Annotated in this window: 16 protein-coding genes; 12 read left to right on the forward strand and 4 right to left on the reverse strand. The window is 58.3% G+C overall.

Annotated features, from left to right (window positions below):
* Positions 1–42 precede the first annotated feature (42 nt).
* Positions 43–1,545, forward strand: coding sequence for a hypothetical protein (locus tag AR456_RS19405; protein WP_021819252.1), 1,503 nt, complete (start codon positions 43–45; stop codon positions 1,543–1,545).
* 15 nt (positions 1,546–1,560) lie between these two features.
* Here the strand turns inward: AR456_RS19405 and AR456_RS19410 are convergent, their stop codons facing one another.
* Both AR456_RS19410 and AR456_RS19415 read right to left on the reverse strand, forming a co-directional pair.
* Entirely contained in the window at positions 1,561–2,154 is a 594-nt protein-coding gene (locus AR456_RS19410) for a DUF4202 domain-containing protein (RefSeq protein ID WP_021819253.1), read from the reverse strand.
* Positions 2,155–2,407: 253 nt separating this feature from the next.
* On the reverse strand, positions 2,408–2,962 hold the full coding sequence (locus tag AR456_RS19415) for an outer membrane beta-barrel protein (protein ID WP_021819254.1): 555 nt from the start codon (positions 2,960–2,962) through the stop codon (positions 2,408–2,410).
* A gap of 469 nt (positions 2,963–3,431) precedes the next feature.
* Between AR456_RS19415 and AR456_RS19420 the strand changes: the two genes are divergently transcribed.
* From AR456_RS19420 to AR456_RS19470, 11 genes are all read left to right on the forward strand, one after another.
* Positions 3,432–4,148: a metal ABC transporter ATP-binding protein gene (locus AR456_RS19420; protein WP_035588578.1), complete on the forward strand. Its 717-nt coding sequence runs from the start codon at positions 3,432–3,434 to the stop codon at positions 4,146–4,148.
* Positions 4,149–5,051 carry a metal ABC transporter permease gene (locus AR456_RS19425; protein ID WP_021819256.1) on the forward strand — a complete coding sequence of 301 codons (903 nt, stop codon included), beginning with the start codon at positions 4,149–4,151 and terminating at the stop codon, positions 5,049–5,051. It abuts the gene before it with no gap.
* 26 nt (positions 5,052–5,077) lie between these two features.
* A complete protein-coding gene (locus tag AR456_RS19430; protein WP_021819257.1) occupies positions 5,078–6,169 on the forward strand; it encodes a metal ABC transporter solute-binding protein, Zn/Mn family in 1,092 nt (363 codons plus the stop codon).
* Between the two features lie 190 nt (positions 6,170–6,359).
* Positions 6,360–6,704, forward strand: a complete 345-nt coding sequence (locus AR456_RS19435; RefSeq protein WP_021819258.1) for a hypothetical protein — start codon at positions 6,360–6,362, stop codon at positions 6,702–6,704.
* A 108-nt stretch (positions 6,705–6,812) separates the two neighbouring features.
* Positions 6,813–7,301, forward strand: a complete 489-nt coding sequence (locus AR456_RS19440; protein WP_021819259.1) for a C40 family peptidase — start codon at positions 6,813–6,815, stop codon at positions 7,299–7,301.
* 230 nt (positions 7,302–7,531) lie between these two features.
* A complete protein-coding gene (locus tag AR456_RS19445) occupies positions 7,532–8,170 on the forward strand; it encodes a peroxiredoxin (RefSeq protein ID WP_021819260.1) in 639 nt (212 codons plus the stop codon).
* A gap of 238 nt (positions 8,171–8,408) precedes the next feature.
* Entirely contained in the window at positions 8,409–8,684 is a 276-nt protein-coding gene (locus AR456_RS19450) for a hypothetical protein (RefSeq protein ID WP_021819262.1), read from the forward strand.
* Between the two features lie 312 nt (positions 8,685–8,996).
* Positions 8,997–9,821 (forward strand): hydroxyethylthiazole kinase, encoded by an 825-nt coding sequence (gene thiM, locus AR456_RS19455; protein WP_236995523.1) that lies wholly within the window; start codon positions 8,997–8,999, stop codon positions 9,819–9,821.
* Complete coding sequence (gene thiE / locus AR456_RS19460) at positions 9,811–10,458, forward strand: thiamine phosphate synthase (protein ID WP_021819264.1); 648 nt, start codon at positions 9,811–9,813, stop codon at positions 10,456–10,458. Before thiM ends, thiE begins: the two co-directional genes overlap by 11 nt.
* A 73-nt stretch (positions 10,459–10,531) precedes the next feature.
* On the forward strand, positions 10,532–10,849 hold the full coding sequence (locus AR456_RS21190) for a transposase (RefSeq protein ID WP_021818783.1): 318 nt from the start codon (positions 10,532–10,534) through the stop codon (positions 10,847–10,849).
* 11 nt (positions 10,850–10,860) lie between these two features.
* On the forward strand, positions 10,861–11,703 hold the full coding sequence (locus tag AR456_RS19470) for an IS3 family transposase (RefSeq protein ID WP_236995560.1): 843 nt from the start codon (positions 10,861–10,863) through the stop codon (positions 11,701–11,703).
* Positions 11,704–11,805: 102 nt separating this feature from the next.
* Here AR456_RS19470 and AR456_RS19475 read toward each other — a convergent pair whose 3' ends face one another.
* Positions 11,806–12,681 (reverse strand): DMT family transporter, encoded by an 876-nt coding sequence (locus AR456_RS19475; RefSeq protein ID WP_021819266.1) that lies wholly within the window; start codon positions 12,679–12,681, stop codon positions 11,806–11,808.
* Positions 12,682–12,874: 193 nt separating this feature from the next.
* Complete coding sequence (locus AR456_RS19480) at positions 12,875–14,287, reverse strand: D-alanyl-D-alanine carboxypeptidase (protein WP_236995524.1); 1,413 nt, start codon at positions 14,285–14,287, stop codon at positions 12,875–12,877.
* Positions 14,288–14,491: the final 204 nt, after the last annotated feature.

Genomic DNA, 14,491 nt, shown 5'->3' on the forward strand with positions numbered 1-14,491 from the left:
ACCGCTATATTCAAGTGGAAACCTTTTGCGTAGGTAGACACTATGATGCCCCTCCGCTACCCGCTCCTCACCAGCACTATCGTGGCCTTGGTGGTGTTGCTGTCCGCGCCGGTCATGGCACAGTCCCTCGAGTCACCCGAGTTGACGGCGATGTCCCATCTCGAGCGGTATGACAATGTTATTGTTCTCGATAACGACGAAGCTGCTCACTTCTTTCAGGGTATTCGTTCCCACGAATCAACAGCCGCCGGTTTCAGGATACAGGTCGAGAAGGAATTCGTTATTGACCGTATCAGATATGCACCGCCTGGTAGCGTCATCGTTGCCGCCGACGGCATCACGACCGGCGAAATCCCCACCGATCCACGATGTGGATACCTCGAAACCGAGTGTGGCCTTATGGCAACGCTCAAGGAAACGCTCGAAGCCCCTCTCTATCTCAGTGAAGATTGCCTGGAGACAGGGGGAAACTGCCTGGAGTTCGTGTTTGCCAACGCAGGGCTTGTCGATGTCATCAAGAGCGGGCAACTGAGGATCACTGCTCCTGTAGCGATTCATGCGGATGACCACTGCTTTTCGGATAGTATGGCAACGGCCATCGACTCTGATTCCGATGTTTTCAGCAGGCAGATCATGGAGCTGGACTGCGCAGGCTCTGGCCCCCCTGGCGCCTTCCCCCTCGCCCCATCAGCAACGGATGCCATAGCGTCAATGTCATCCTTTCATATGCAGCATTCCAACATGCTGGACCTCACTGCCCGGCATGATGGCCTTTGCGAGGCACCGCGCGGCCATTGGTCGGGAGTGCTGAACCCGAAAACCCGCACTCTGACGCCATACGAGGGTGTCGAGTTGGACATTGACTATCGAGCCATGCTCTTGCTGATTCAGGATCTGCATTTCGATAATGGGAGCGTCAAAGGCGAAATGTCGCTGGCCGCCTGTCAATCGGGGGAAGTCGCTCTCAACGTTGAGGCACAGCCTGATACGGCTATGATCCCGATCTGGGCAAGAGCCAGTGGGCCTCGCCTGATGGTGTTGGGCGGTTGGCTACCGCTCGTCTATTCCACCACCGCACGTCTGGACCTAGGGCTGGCCAGCAGTGCCAATATCAATCTGAATCCCTTGCTGTCATTTGCCAGCGTCGAACGATATGGCGTCAACTTTTCAGCATGGGGTCCAGATACCAATACAGAGACAACCCGGCATTTTGCCATTGAGCTCGGCGATTGGAATCATGTCACCACTACGCTCAATACCAGCGTTCGATTACTTCCCGCACTCCAGATCAATTTCTACGGTGCTGCTGGTCCCTTTGCTGGAGCGGAGCTGGCACTACAAGGCAGACTCAGTGCCCGAGGCGGCAACAGCACTATCGGAACAGCGCTGCGTTCCTCTCTCAACGCGGGAATCGATGCGCGCATTATCGACCAGCGCTTTACGCATAGCTGGCCGCTGAGCCAATGTGGCATGGGAGGCAGCATCAGTGAAACCGTCCCCTCCTGTCGTGACTCAGAGCATAATGAAGCAGGACGCAGCCTTTGAAATTTGACGGCTGTCTCAACCAGTCCCAGCCAGCGCTTCCTCGACTACGGCTCTGGCGCTATCGGACATCGGTAGAGCCAGTGCCAATTCATGAGCCTGAGGAGACATCTTGCGCCAGGTCTTCTGAACGATGCGTACCAGGTGAGCATGATCGACCTGCTGCGAGAAATCGGCGAAGTAGTTCTCGAGGAATACCAGACAGGCGCAGTCTTCGACCGCCTGAGTGCCAGGATCTCGCCCCAATCCCTGTTTGCGTATCATACGCGCGCTGTCATCAGCATCGCCGTCGGCGTATCCCGCCTCACGCATGATCTCCGCCGTCAGTTCACCCGCACGCTGCCCCTGATCTCGGCGCCAGGTCAGATAGCCGACGCGACCTTCCGGATAGTCGTCACGCGGGACTTCCCAACGCTTGAGATGCTGAGCACGCACGGCGAGTCGCAGGCATTCACCAGGCTCGTCGACCAATCGCTCCAGCCAGGCACTCATGCGTCCGGCATGCCACAGTTCGAGGGGCTGTGATTCCTCATCAACAGTTACCCGACGCGGATCTTCGGCATGTAAGCTATCCAACGCCTGTAGCGCCTTGTGGTAGGGCGTCTCGTTCATGGTCTCTCCGGATTCACGGTCGTCAATCCTTCATGGTAGCGCCTGACATCGTGACATGCTGCTGTGGATTACCGATCCATGGCCTGCCTCAAGAGTCGGCGTATGATTCAGCGCAGCAGGAAGGGATTCCACCTAACTTCAGCATTTATCGATATCAGCAGGCGCCAACCACTGTGCTGCTTGCGACCAGTGCCTGAAAATGCAGAAGCCGGCGTTAAAACGCCGGCTTCTGCGGAGTGTCTGGCTATCACGATCAGAACGTGTAGACCACGCTACCGGTCAGGCTGTCGATATTGCCGATATCACCGGTATCAATACGCTCAACCTCAAGGCGACCCGTGACATCAAACAACTTCAGACGTGCGCCGATACCATAGACAGGATCAGTACCATCGAAGTTACGATCCAGATCACCAGCCCCTCTACGCTCAGCATCCCAATCAGCAAAGCCTGCCTTGCCATAAACACCGAAGGGACCGAAGCTCAGTCCGGCAATTCCCATTGCCTGCCAGCTGTCGATTTCCAGTGACGCTGAATGCCCATCGATATGGTCATGCAGTTCGCTGCCGTTCATATAGGAAAGCTCTGCGCCCAGATCCAGGAATGGCAACCAGCCGAAGTTGTAGCCGGCAAATACCTTGCCCAACCCGGCCTCGTCGTCGAAGTCCTTGTCGCCCTGGAGCTGGCCCGCGCCAGCACCCAGATAGAAACCGGTATTACCACCGGCCAGGCAGTGGGAAGACATCAACAACAGGATTGCGCTCAGGCTTGCGGCCCAGAACGTTCCGCGACGCACGATCAGTGACATCGGACAAACTCCATTTGAGATCCCTCGACCTGCGCAGAAGCACTTACAGGTAACAACATTAAAGTCTATCGCGGGATAACTGTTCTTGCAGTGGGAATTTTTCTTCTACGCCAGAAAAAGTAGCACTGCGCTCCACTCCCCGGCGGCGGATATTTTGCAGAATCAAACACCTATAGGCAAGTACACGCTACATAACTGTTTCCGCATCTCACAGCAGACCGCCACAGCATAGAATAACTCCGTTTCCTTCGATGCTATCGCCGCATTCTGACGTAGCCTTGAACAGTATTGTTATGTTATAACTTTTTTCATCGTAGTGGAGTCTGTTTATGTCACATCGTCATCGCCCCGAGGGGCCTTGCCACTTTTCCCTGATGTCATTGTCGATCTGGCGACGTCTCGCCTTGGTCTCGGTACCGCTGGTGGCGCTGTGGACAGCAGTCGCCTGGTCTTCCGGGTGGTGGCACTGATGTCTTGCCTGCAACTCAAGGATCTGCAACTGGCACGCAGCGGACGCACCGTTCTGGAGCACCTCGATGGTCACTTCCAGGCAGCGGCAATTACCGCGCTGATTGGTGCCAATGGTGCCGGCAAGAGCACTCTGATCCAGGCCATCATGGGCACACTGACGCCAGTCAGCGGCAGTGTCGAATGCCAGGTGCCCGCCGCGCGCCGCGCCTGGTTGCCACAACAACTCGCCCTTGATCTCAGTTTCCCGATGAGTGTCGAGGAACTGATCATGACCGGCACTTGGCCAAGTCACGGTGCCTTCAAGGGCTATTGTGGCGCTCATTACCGACGCGGCCGCGAGATCATGCAACGCCTGGGCATATCCCATCTCGCCCACCGCCCTCTCGGCGAACTGTCCGGAGGCCAACGCCAGCGCGCACTGATCGGACGCACACTGATGCAGGAAGCCGAACTGCTGCTGCTCGACGAGCCGTTCGCCAATGTCGACGTCGATACGGTCGAGATATTGATGGACGTGCTGCGCGAAATGGCTCGTAAAGGTGCGACGATCATCATCGTGCTGCATGACATGAATCAGTTGGCGAAGCTTGCCGATGACGTGTTGATCCTGACCGAGGGCCACGGCCGCTGGGCAACACCGGATGCACTGGCCGACCGCCAGACCGGCCTGTCACGACCACCACGCCTGCCGCTGACATTCCCGGGATCTGTCTGAATGCTCGAGTTGATTACTACCACACTTCACAGCTGGCTGATCGCACCTTTCAGCTACAGCTTCATGGAACGCGCGCTGGTTGCCAGCCTGGCGTTGTCGCTCGCGGCGCCGCCGTTAGGAGTGTTCCTGATGCTGCGCGGCATGAGCCTGATCGGCGATGCCATGTCACACGCCATTTTGCCGGGCGTGGCACTGGGCTTCCTCATGGCCGGCTTCTCACTACCCGCCATGAGCCTGGGCGGCATGCTGTCCGGACTATTGGTAGCGGTGCTGGCCGGCAGCGTTTCACAGCTCACAGGGCATCGTGAAGACTCGGCCATGGCAAGTTTTTTCCTGATTTCGCTCGCAGGCGGAGTCATGTTGGTGTCGTTCGGCGGCAGTAGTGTCGATCTAACCCACGTGCTGTTCGGTTCTATCCTCGCTGTGGATTCCACCGCGCTGTTGCTGATCGCGGCCATCAGCACGCTGATCGTCATCACCCTCGCCATTATCTTCCGAGCCCTGGTTGTCGAGTGCCTCGACCCACTGTTCCTGCGCGGCCAGGGGGTAAAGGGTGGTCTGGTCCATGGCGTATTCCTGGCACTGGTAGTGCTCAACCTGACCGCCGGCTTCCAGACGCTTGGCACGTTGATGGCGGTTGGTCTGATGATGCTGCCCGCCACTACGGCGCGCTTCTGGAGTACACGCCTTGAAGGTCTGATGGTGCTGTCAGTCGTTATCGCACTGTTTGCCAGTATCGGCGGCCTGCTGCTGTCCTACCACCTCAGCCTCCCCTCCGGCCCGGCAATCATTCTACTGGCCGGCTGTGCCTACCTGCTTTCCGCGCTGTTCGGACGTCATCACAGCCTGACCGCAAGACTGCGTCGTCGGGCGACACCGCTGTCCAACAGTATTGACCACTAGTCGTTCCCGCCACCGGAGTTGTCTTGATGCTGCCACACACCTTCCGTCGTCGCTCTACCCAGCTGTTGGCCGCCATGCTGCCAGCCCTTGGACTTGCCAGCACGGCCCAGGCCGATGAGCCTGTTGAAGTCGTCACCAGCTTCAGCGTCCTCGCGGATATTACGCGCCAGGTGGGCGGCGATCACGTCGAAGTGACCTCGCTGGTCGGCCCCGATAGCGACCCTCACGTCTACAGCCCTCGCCCCAGCGACGCTCGCTCGCTGGCCGAAGCCGATCTGGTGGTCCTCAACGGCCTGCAGTTTGAAGGCTGGATGACCCGCCTGATCGACTCCAGTGGCTATAGCGGAGAGACGGTGGTGGCCACCGATGGTATCGAGCCGCTGCCTTATCATGGTCACTCCATCGGCGATGCCGGACACGAACATGCAGCTGATGAGCATGAGCATGCAGCGGATGAGCACGGCCATGAACATGACCATGACCACGCGCCCCATGACCATGAGGAAGACACCCACGCTGGGCACGAAGGCCACCACCATGGCGAATTCGACCCTCATGCCTGGCTGGATCTGGCAGCAGGTCAGGTCTATGCCGCCAATATTCGCGACGGTTTGATCGCCGTCGACCCGGAACATGAAGCCGATTACCGCGAGCAGGCTGAAGACTATATTGAACAGCTGGTCGCCGCCGACGAGAAGATTCATACCCTGTTTGCCGACGTCCCCACCAACGCCGAGGTCATCGTTAACCATGATGCCTTCGGTCATTTCTCACGCGCCTATGGCGTTCGGTTCCTGTCACCAGTTGGTCTATCCACAGAGGCCGAGCCTTCAGCGGCAGATATCGCCAAACTGATCGGAGTGGTCGACGAGCATCAGATTCCAGCTCTTTACCTGGAGAGTATGTCCAGCCCACGCCTGATCCAGCAGTTATCCGACGAGACGGGAGTCCCGATTGTCGGCACGCTCTACACCGGCGCGCTTTCGGTATCCGGCGATACCTCCAGCTATCTGGGTATGGTGATGCATAATGCCGAGATACTGCATGAAGGGCTGGTGGGTGCCGGCGACCACGACCACGACCACGACCACGACCACGACCACGACCACGACCATTGAGTCCAGTCGTTGACATCCGGCACGTCAAGGCCAGTGACTGAGGGCCGCCACTGCAGCCCTCTCCAGGGCCACCATTATCAATGGTCGTCTTTCCCGGTCCATCGCAGTCCTGCGATGGACCTTTCTTTTGCCGGATCGAACAACCTGAGCCACGCTGGTAGAGGGATTTACCTACCTACGAGGCCACATCATGGCTGACATTGACTACAGTCTGGACCGGCATATAACGCTCAAGGCACTGGCTCACGCCCTATCTCATGGTTTCTCACCGATCGTGGAAGTCGAGTCCATGGATGGTATCTATACCGTGCGCTTTCACCATGCCAATGGTGCTACTGAGCTGAGCGATGACGCCGGGATGACCCGCACCTTCCTCGGCACCGGTGAGATTCGCGAAATGTTGGGAGACCTGGGGCTGACCCATGGTGTGCTGACCTGGTCGGATCAGTGTGGTGACGAAATGATCGGTGTTGAAGGGCATGCCATGACGCCTGAAGAGATGCTGGCCCATGGCACCCGAATCTCCTTTCGGTAATCTGGTGCCGACATGGCGTAGTACAGAAGTCATTGGCACTTGGCGCGGTGTGCGGTTATGTCTACCTTTTGGGGATGACCTGATTCATCACCGCATGGACCCGCCTCGATGAACCACACCCTGCCCTGCTTTGCCTTATGTCGTCTGCTGATGTCCTGCCTACTGCTGTCAGTACTGGCCGGCTGTGCTGGCCCGCAACTTTCGACCACCGACGGCAAGGGCCTGTCAATGGAACGCACACTGGTTCTCCAGCAAGCTCGCAGCGCCCTGGGGACTCCCTACCGCTATGGAGGCAGCGACGCCCAGGGCCTGGACTGCTCCGGACTGGTACAGATGGCCTACCTCCAGGCCGGCATTTCTCTGCCCCGCTCATCCAGCGATCAATACCAGCAGCTGCCGCACATCAAGTCAGCACGCCCCGGCGACCTGTTGTTCTTTGCTACCGGTTCAGGGTCCTCGGTCAGCCATGTCGGCATCTACATGGGTAATGACACCATGATCCATGCTCCGGGCAGCGGTCGCACCGTCACCACCACCTCGCTGTCCAACGGTTACTGGCAGGAGCACTATGTCGGTGCTGCTGCACCTGCGCCATAGCGATCAGAACTTCAGGACCAATACCTTCAGAACCATAGACCTTCAGAACCATAGACCTTCAGAACCATAGCACGCCGGGATCATTGAACAGCCCGAGAAGATCAAGAAATGATGATATGCAAAGCGGTTGTTGGCGGTTAACCATACACCATGCAAGACTGGGGGCTCGCTGTTCAAGACAGTACCAACACCTGTAGCGATCTCACCCCCTACCATTTGAGGAGAACGCCATGACACTGAGACTGGGAGACACCGCTCCGGACTTCACTCAGGACAGTACAGCAGGTCCCATCAGCTTCCATGAATGGGCAGGAGACAACTGGGTCATCCTGTTTTCCCATCCCAAGGACTTTACGCCGGTCTGCACCACAGAGTTGGGTGAAGTTTCACGCCTCAAGCCGCAATTCGAGGCACGTAACACCAAAGCCATTGGCCTCTCGGTCGACCCTATCGAGGACCACCATGCCTGGGCAGGTGATATCGAAGACACCCAGGGGCATGGGCTCAACTTTCCACTGTTGGCGGATGGCGACCGCAAGGTCAGTGATCTCTATGGCATGATTCATCCCAATGCCAATGACACCCTGACAGTACGTAGCGTCTACATCATCGACCCAGCGAAAAAGGTTCGACTGACACTGACCTATCCGGCCAGTACCGGACGCAACTTTGCCGAAATCCTGCGTGTTCTCGATAGCCTCCAACTGACCGATAACCACAAGGTGGCCACGCCGGTGAACTGGCAGGATGGTGATCGCTGCATCATTGTGCCCGCGGTCAGCAACGAGGAAGCCACCAACATGTTTCCCGATGGCTGGGATGAGGTTCGCCCCTATCTGCGCTACGTGAAGCAGCCAAATCACTCCTGATGGCTTCCCGTCCACGACAACTCAGGCACTTGTTGCCTGAGTTGCCTGGCCTGATGTTCCGGGCCGGGTATACGGACTGAGCTGTTGCTGGGGCTACAGGTTGCAACAGGATCGTCACCGTTTCGTCACGGCGCTTGAATACAGCAACGCCTAAAGTAGCCAGCAGCTATCTCCAACAAGCAACATCTCGACGAGAAAGGCCTCCACAGCAAACGTCTCCACTGAAAGGTCCGGGTCCATGACAGTCACCAGCCAGCTCCGCCGGTATCGACTCACCAGCCTTGCCCTGAGTGTTACGCTCGCGCTTGCCGCCATCAGCCTGGTAGCACTCTGGCCCACCGGCCAACATACCCTCCTGCTGCTGAGCCTGACACTGCCTTGTCTGGCGACCTGGCAAAGTACTGGCTCCAGCTCCACAGCGGAGAAACACCGTTACTCCGGTCTCGCCGAAACCATCAACCATCTCACATTGGCAGGCCTTGGCACCTTCATCGTGCTGCAGCTACTCCATTAGACCCTGTCTCGAAAGTCGGTGAGTGGTAGTCAGACAAGGCAGGAATCAGTGAAAAGGTGAAGTTTACCAGGAGTAAATAAGCGCCTTGCAGCGGGTTTCAACGCCGTATGGGTGAGCGTGGACACTTCTCAGGCAGCACCTGGCCGGCCTTTACAGACCCCAACAAAGCAGGGATAGTGCCTCTCAACAACACCGCCCCAATGGTCAGCCAGCTGAGCCTCCCCGGCCTGTCGGCAACTTCTTGAAAGGCGGCGGAGGGCGTCGCGCTACCCACTTGCGGTCTTTCAGCACGCCTCCGCCCGGAGGCACTGAATGTCATCCAGCAATATGCATACAAGTCTTTCCCCTCAAGACAGCGCGATGCGCCTTGAGCAACTGCGTCACACCACGCCCTTGATCCACAACATCACCAACTATGTCGCCATGAACAGCATGGCCAATATCCTGTTGGCGCTGGGTGCATCGCCAGCGATGGTCCATGCACGCGAGGAAGTCGCCGAGTTCGCCAGCATTGCCCACGCCTTGACCATCAATATCGGGACCTTGTCAGCGGATTGGTTGGAAGCCATGCAACAGGCCGCACGAAGCGCCACACAGCACGGCAAGCCCTGGGTATTTGACCCAGTGGCAGTCGGCGCCACTCAGTATCGCCAGCAAGCTGGACGCCTACTGATTGCTGAGCGGCCCAGTGTCATTCGCGGCAATGCCTCGGAAATTCTCGCCCTGGCGCAGCAGGCAAGTACGGGGCGCGGTGTCGATTCGACCGCCGCCAGCGACGCGGCTCGTGATGCCGCCAGCGAGTTGGCGCGCGCGACTGGCGCCGTGGTCGCCGTGACGGGTGAGATCGACCTGGTGACCGATGGCAAACGCCTGGCACGGATCCACGGCGGACACCCAATGATGCCTCGCGTCACCACTCTTGGTTGCAGCCTGACGGGTGTGGTTGCCGCCTTCATTGCCACATCCGAGGATACGTTCCTCGCTACCTGCGCGGCTCTGGCCTGCTATGCCGAAGCCGGCCGTATTGCCGGGGCCGCATCCAGTGGTCCCGGTAGCTTTTCCAGCGCTTTTCTCGATGCTCTCTACCAGCTCGATGCCGGTTCCCTGCCCCCCGTGGAGATTACCCATGTCGAATGAACGCCACTTTCACCCAAGGCAATTGAGCGTATACCTGGTCACTGATCCGGGGCTCTGTGAAAGCTACGGACTGGAACGCACGGTCATGGATGCCGTACAGGGTGGCGCAACCTTGATACAGCTACGCGATAAACATGCTCCCGATAGCGAGTTGATCGACATCGCAACCCGCCTCAAGTCGGTCATGGCGGAGTCCGGCGTGCCGTTGGTGATCAATGATCGCGTCGCCGTCGCCGAGGCCAGTGGTGCCGATGGCGTGCATCTGGGGCAGGATGACGGAGATGTGGCCGACGCCCGCCGGCGCCTTGGCAATACAGCGATCATCGGTCTCTCCGTGCAGAACGTGGAGCAACTGCACACACTCGACACCACATCGCTCGACTATCTCGGTCTGGGTCCAGTGTTCGCCACCGCCACCAAGAGCGATCACGCAGCACCGCTGGGGTTCGAAGGACTCGCCCGACTGATTGCCGCCAGCCCGCTACCCAACGTCGCCATCGGCGGACTCAAGGCCGAACACGCCGCACAGATCCGCCAGGCGGGTGCCGATGGCATCGCCATCATCTCAGCCATCTGTGGCCAACCCGATCCGAAAGCGGCAACGCAGGAATTGGTTAGGGAGTGGGAAAGGTCGTAAGGAAAAAGAAGGAAGAAGGTGCTATGCCCCCGATTTTGTAGACACCTCCCTTTACAGGATGAGGAGAGGTGTCATGCTTCTACGTACACGTCGTCGGTATACGCCTGAATTCAAGCAGCATGTGGTTCAGTGCTCTCTGGAATCGGCGGATTCCCAAGCGGTCATTGCTGCCAGGTTCGACGTACCTACCAGTGTCCTTGAACGGTGGAGGAGAGAGCACGTGTCGACTCATGAGAAGGATCAGAAGCCACTGCCCAACCGGGGAGCCTCGAAGAGCCTGGCTGACCTCGAACGCGAGAACCGCCAGCTCCGCAAGCAGTTGGCACGCAAGGAGCTGGAGGTAGAGATCCTAAAAAAGGCCGAAGAGTACTTTGCCAAGGGCATGAAGTAAGGTTCCGCTTCATCCAGCGTTTTCATGGTGATCAATATCCGGTCGCCATGATGTGCAAAGTACTCGGAGTGTCTCGATCCGGCTTCTATCGCTGGGCGTCCAGGACGCCATCGAAGCGCTGCCAGGCCAATCAAGCACTGTCGATGTTTCTGCATCAGGAAGCTGAGCAGCAGCATGGGATTCCCGGCTACCGCAAGCTCTGGTATTCCGCAGTGCAGTCAGGCTTCATCTGCAGCCAGAACCGAGTCCAACGACTGCTTCAGCGCATGGGATATCGCTCTGTGACAGCTCCTCGCCCTGGTTGGCGCAAACCAAAGCCCGGTATCCCGGTACGCCCCAATCTGCTCAACAGAGGCTTCTGTGTCGACGAGCCTGACCGTGTCTGGGTATCGGACATCACTCAGGTTCGGTGTCAGGAAGGCTGGCTCTACATTGCTACGGTCATGGACCTGTACTCGCGTCGCGTGGTCGGTCATGCCTGCAGCCCTCAGGTGGATGCCACCCTGGTGAAAGAAGCTGTAGTGGAGGCGCTGAGCTGGCGGTCGATCACTGAGGGAGACAGCCTGTTCCACTCAGATCAGGGAGCTCAGTATCGCAGTGAGGACGTGCTGAAAACACTGAATGGGGCCGGCTTTACGATCAGCATGTCTCGGCGAGGGAACTGTTGGGACAACGCCTGTGCAGAGAGTTTCTTTTCTCTGATGAAGCGGGAGTGGCTGCATCATCTGGGGCTGGTGACGCGTGAGGAAATGAAGAAGGCGGTGAAATACTACATTGAAGAGTACTACGATGGAGTCCGCGCTCACGAGACCCTGGGCGGATTAACCCCCAGGGACTACGAGTTGGCGGCCTAAACCGAGGTGTCTACTTTTTCAGGGGCACACCAAAGGAAGAACCTTCCCTCTTCCTTCTTCCCTCTGCCCTCTGTCTTCTGTCTTCTGTCCTCTGTCCTCTTTCTAAGCCGTCGGCCGCCTCTTCAGCGATGTCCGCCCTTCCTGGTAGGCGATCAGCAGGCCGCTGCCGATAATCATGGTGCCGCCCAGCAATACCCAGATGTCCGGGATTTCTCCCCAGAATATCCAGCCGAGCAACACCGCCCATACCATCGCGGTGTAATCAAAGGGTGCAGCTATCGCTGCCGGTGCGTAGCGGAAGGCCTGGGTGATACAGGCGGTGGCGCCTACACCGAAAACGCCGGATACCAGAAACGCCGGCCAATGCCAGGGCTCCGGAGTTGTCCACACCAGCGGTAAACACAGTGCGGCAAGGATGAACGGCACCAGGTTCATATAGAAGACCATCGCCCATAGCTGCTCTCGCCCGCCGTAGCGCCTCGCCGTAATCATCATCAGTGCATAGAAGACCGCTGCACCCAGCATCGCCAGTGCGCCGAGGGAAATACCATCCGAACCGGGTCGCACCACCACCAGTACTCCGGCAAAGCCCAGTAATGACGCACCCAATACCGGCAGGCTGACCTTCTCACCCAGCAGAGGAACCGACAGCAAGGTGACGAACAAGGGCGCCGCGAACGCAATCGCAGTGCCCTCGGCCAGCGGCATCAAGGTCAGGCCGAGGATGAAACACCCCATACAGCCGGCATAGATCAAGCCACGCACCAGGTGCACGCCCGGCCGTCGGGTGCCGAGTAGGCGTAGACCACCCCCGAAATGGGCAAGGAGCATGATCAATGGCAGTGATACCAGAGTGCGAAAGAAGATGATCTGCAACGGTGAATGCACAGCCCCCAACCACTTGGAAATTGCATCACCCAGAGCCAGACACAGCACCCCGAGACACATGAAGGCAATTCCCTTGATTGATGACGACATCCTTCCCTCCATGAAAGTATCGGTAGCCTGCAAACAAACCCAAGCGCTCAACACCAGGGGGATTCAACAGGCAAGGCAAGCAACAACCATTCGAGATAGAGCGTATAACCATAGCGATGTGGCAACGGACAAGTTTCCAGGGTCTCTAACGAAAATGCCCGCCAGAGGCGGGCATTCGAGGCTGCTGGAAAGCCTACATACCGGGAACCACCATGCAGTCCATGCCTTGCTGAACCAGTGATTGGCAGGCGGTGCGCGCCTGACTCTCCTGTAGATCAACAAGGCGGGCCCGATAAACTCCAGCACTATCGACACGGGCAACGGCCACACGGGCGTCACCCAACTCATCGGCCAACCGATCGGCCGCACGAGCTGCCTGGCTCCGCGCATGGTCCTCACTACTGAAAGCCCCGACCTGAACACCCCACTCACCGCTACCACTGGATGCTACAGCGGTTGGCGCAGGCGAAGCTGCTGGCGTAGGAGCTGATACAGGGGCTGGAGCAGAGGTTTGAGAAGAGGCCACCGCAGGCACCGACGCAGAAACCGGCACCGGAGAGGAAGCCAGATTGGACAGAGGATCTCTGGCCGAACTGCCGCCACTGGAACCTACCGGCGAGGAGCTGATGTCACGCACGGCGGGTGTCGTCGACGCCACCTGTGAAGGCGCCGGGGCAATCACTGACTCCACTCGAGACGGCTGCACGGCCGCCGGGGACACCGGTACAGGTGCTGTCCTCGCCACCTGAATGGTCGGCGAGCGGGCCGGCGCCGACATCATGCCCGGCTGCGGCTGCATCAACAGGCCACCGGAAATACTGGTATCGGCGAGGAATCCCTGACTATTGGTCAGCGAAGCACGCAGGAAACCGCGATCCAGCACACTGGCCATCTGCTCATCGCGCGAAGCGGCGGTATAGCCACCCATGACCACCGCCACCATACGTCGACCATTGCGTACCGCAGAGGTTGCGACGTTGAAACCGGAGGCTCGGATAAAGCCGGTCTTGAGACCATCAGCGCCAGCATAGTTATCCAGCAGACGGTTATGACCCGTATGCCGCGTACCCCGCCAGGTAAATTCAGTCAGGCTAAAATAGTGATAATACTGAGGAAAGTCCTGAATCATGCGCTGCGCCAGGATCGCCATATCACGCGCGGTTGTCATCTGACCTGAGTCCGGCAGGCCCGAAGCGTTACGGAAGGTCGTATGCTCCATGCCCAACTCACGAGCCTTGCGAGTCATCATCTGGGCGAAGCCCGACTCCGTGCCGCCCAGCGCTTCTGCCACTACCACAGCAACGTCATTGGCGGAACGTACGACCAGCGACTCGATCGCCTTCTCCACTGGAATGGTATTCCCCGCCTTGAGCCACAACTTGGTGGCCGGCATCGATGCCGCATGAGAAGACACCGCCAGCGGATGACCAAGGCTCATTGAGCGACCGTCCAGTGCCTCGAACAGCAGATAGAGGGTCATCATCTTGGTCAAGGAGGCAGGATATCGGGGCTCGTCGGCATTCTCGGCGTAGAGAATCTCCTGGGTTTCACTATCGACCACGATTCCCGCATAACGCGGATTGCCGGCCCAGACCACATTGGTCATCAGGCTCGACACCAGCAATAGTACGATTGTTATAGATGAACTACGCCAGATGCTGCGAGCAGACCCCATCATTTCTTCCCCAGCGTTTACCAATGATCCCCGCGCATTATGAACTACCTGGAGCATATATGCAGCGAGAACGAATAGATGTCATCGCTATACTGTCGTTCAAGGCCCCCCACAACGCAACTGAACAACAGCCGC

The organism is Halomonas huangheensis, from assembly GCF_001431725.1.
GTDB lineage: Bacteria > Pseudomonadota > Gammaproteobacteria > Pseudomonadales > Halomonadaceae > Halomonas > Halomonas huangheensis.

Coding starts and splice junctions, on each gene's coding strand:
- AR456_RS19430 (WP_021819257.1), top strand. CDS start 5,078: ATGCTGCCACACACCTTCCGTCGTCGCTCTACCCAGCTGTTGGCCGCC.
- AR456_RS19405 (WP_021819252.1), top strand. CDS start 43: ATGATGCCCCTCCGCTACCCGCTCCTCACCAGCACTATCGTGGCCTTG.
- AR456_RS19475 (WP_021819266.1), bottom strand. CDS start 12,681: ATGTCGTCATCAATCAAGGGAATTGCCTTCATGTGTCTCGGGGTGCTG.
- AR456_RS21190 (WP_021818783.1), top strand. CDS start 10,532: ATGCTTCTACGTACACGTCGTCGGTATACGCCTGAATTCAAGCAGCAT.
- AR456_RS19415 (WP_021819254.1), bottom strand. CDS start 2,962: ATGTCACTGATCGTGCGTCGCGGAACGTTCTGGGCCGCAAGCCTGAGC.
- AR456_RS19480 (WP_236995524.1), bottom strand. CDS start 14,287: ATGACCAATGTGGTCTGGGCCGGCAATCCGCGTTATGCGGGAATCGTG.
- AR456_RS19420 (WP_035588578.1), top strand. CDS start 3,432: ATGTCTTGCCTGCAACTCAAGGATCTGCAACTGGCACGCAGCGGACGC.
- AR456_RS19410 (WP_021819253.1), bottom strand. CDS start 2,154: ATGAACGAGACGCCCTACCACAAGGCGCTACAGGCGTTGGATAGCTTA.
- AR456_RS19445 (WP_021819260.1), top strand. CDS start 7,532: ATGACACTGAGACTGGGAGACACCGCTCCGGACTTCACTCAGGACAGT.
- AR456_RS19450 (WP_021819262.1), top strand. CDS start 8,409: ATGACAGTCACCAGCCAGCTCCGCCGGTATCGACTCACCAGCCTTGCC.
- thiM (WP_236995523.1), top strand. CDS start 8,997: ATGTCATCCAGCAATATGCATACAAGTCTTTCCCCTCAAGACAGCGCG.
- AR456_RS19425 (WP_021819256.1), top strand. CDS start 4,149: ATGCTCGAGTTGATTACTACCACACTTCACAGCTGGCTGATCGCACCT.
- AR456_RS19440 (WP_021819259.1), top strand. CDS start 6,813: ATGAACCACACCCTGCCCTGCTTTGCCTTATGTCGTCTGCTGATGTCC.
- AR456_RS19435 (WP_021819258.1), top strand. CDS start 6,360: ATGGCTGACATTGACTACAGTCTGGACCGGCATATAACGCTCAAGGCA.
- thiE (WP_021819264.1), top strand. CDS start 9,811: ATGTCGAATGAACGCCACTTTCACCCAAGGCAATTGAGCGTATACCTG.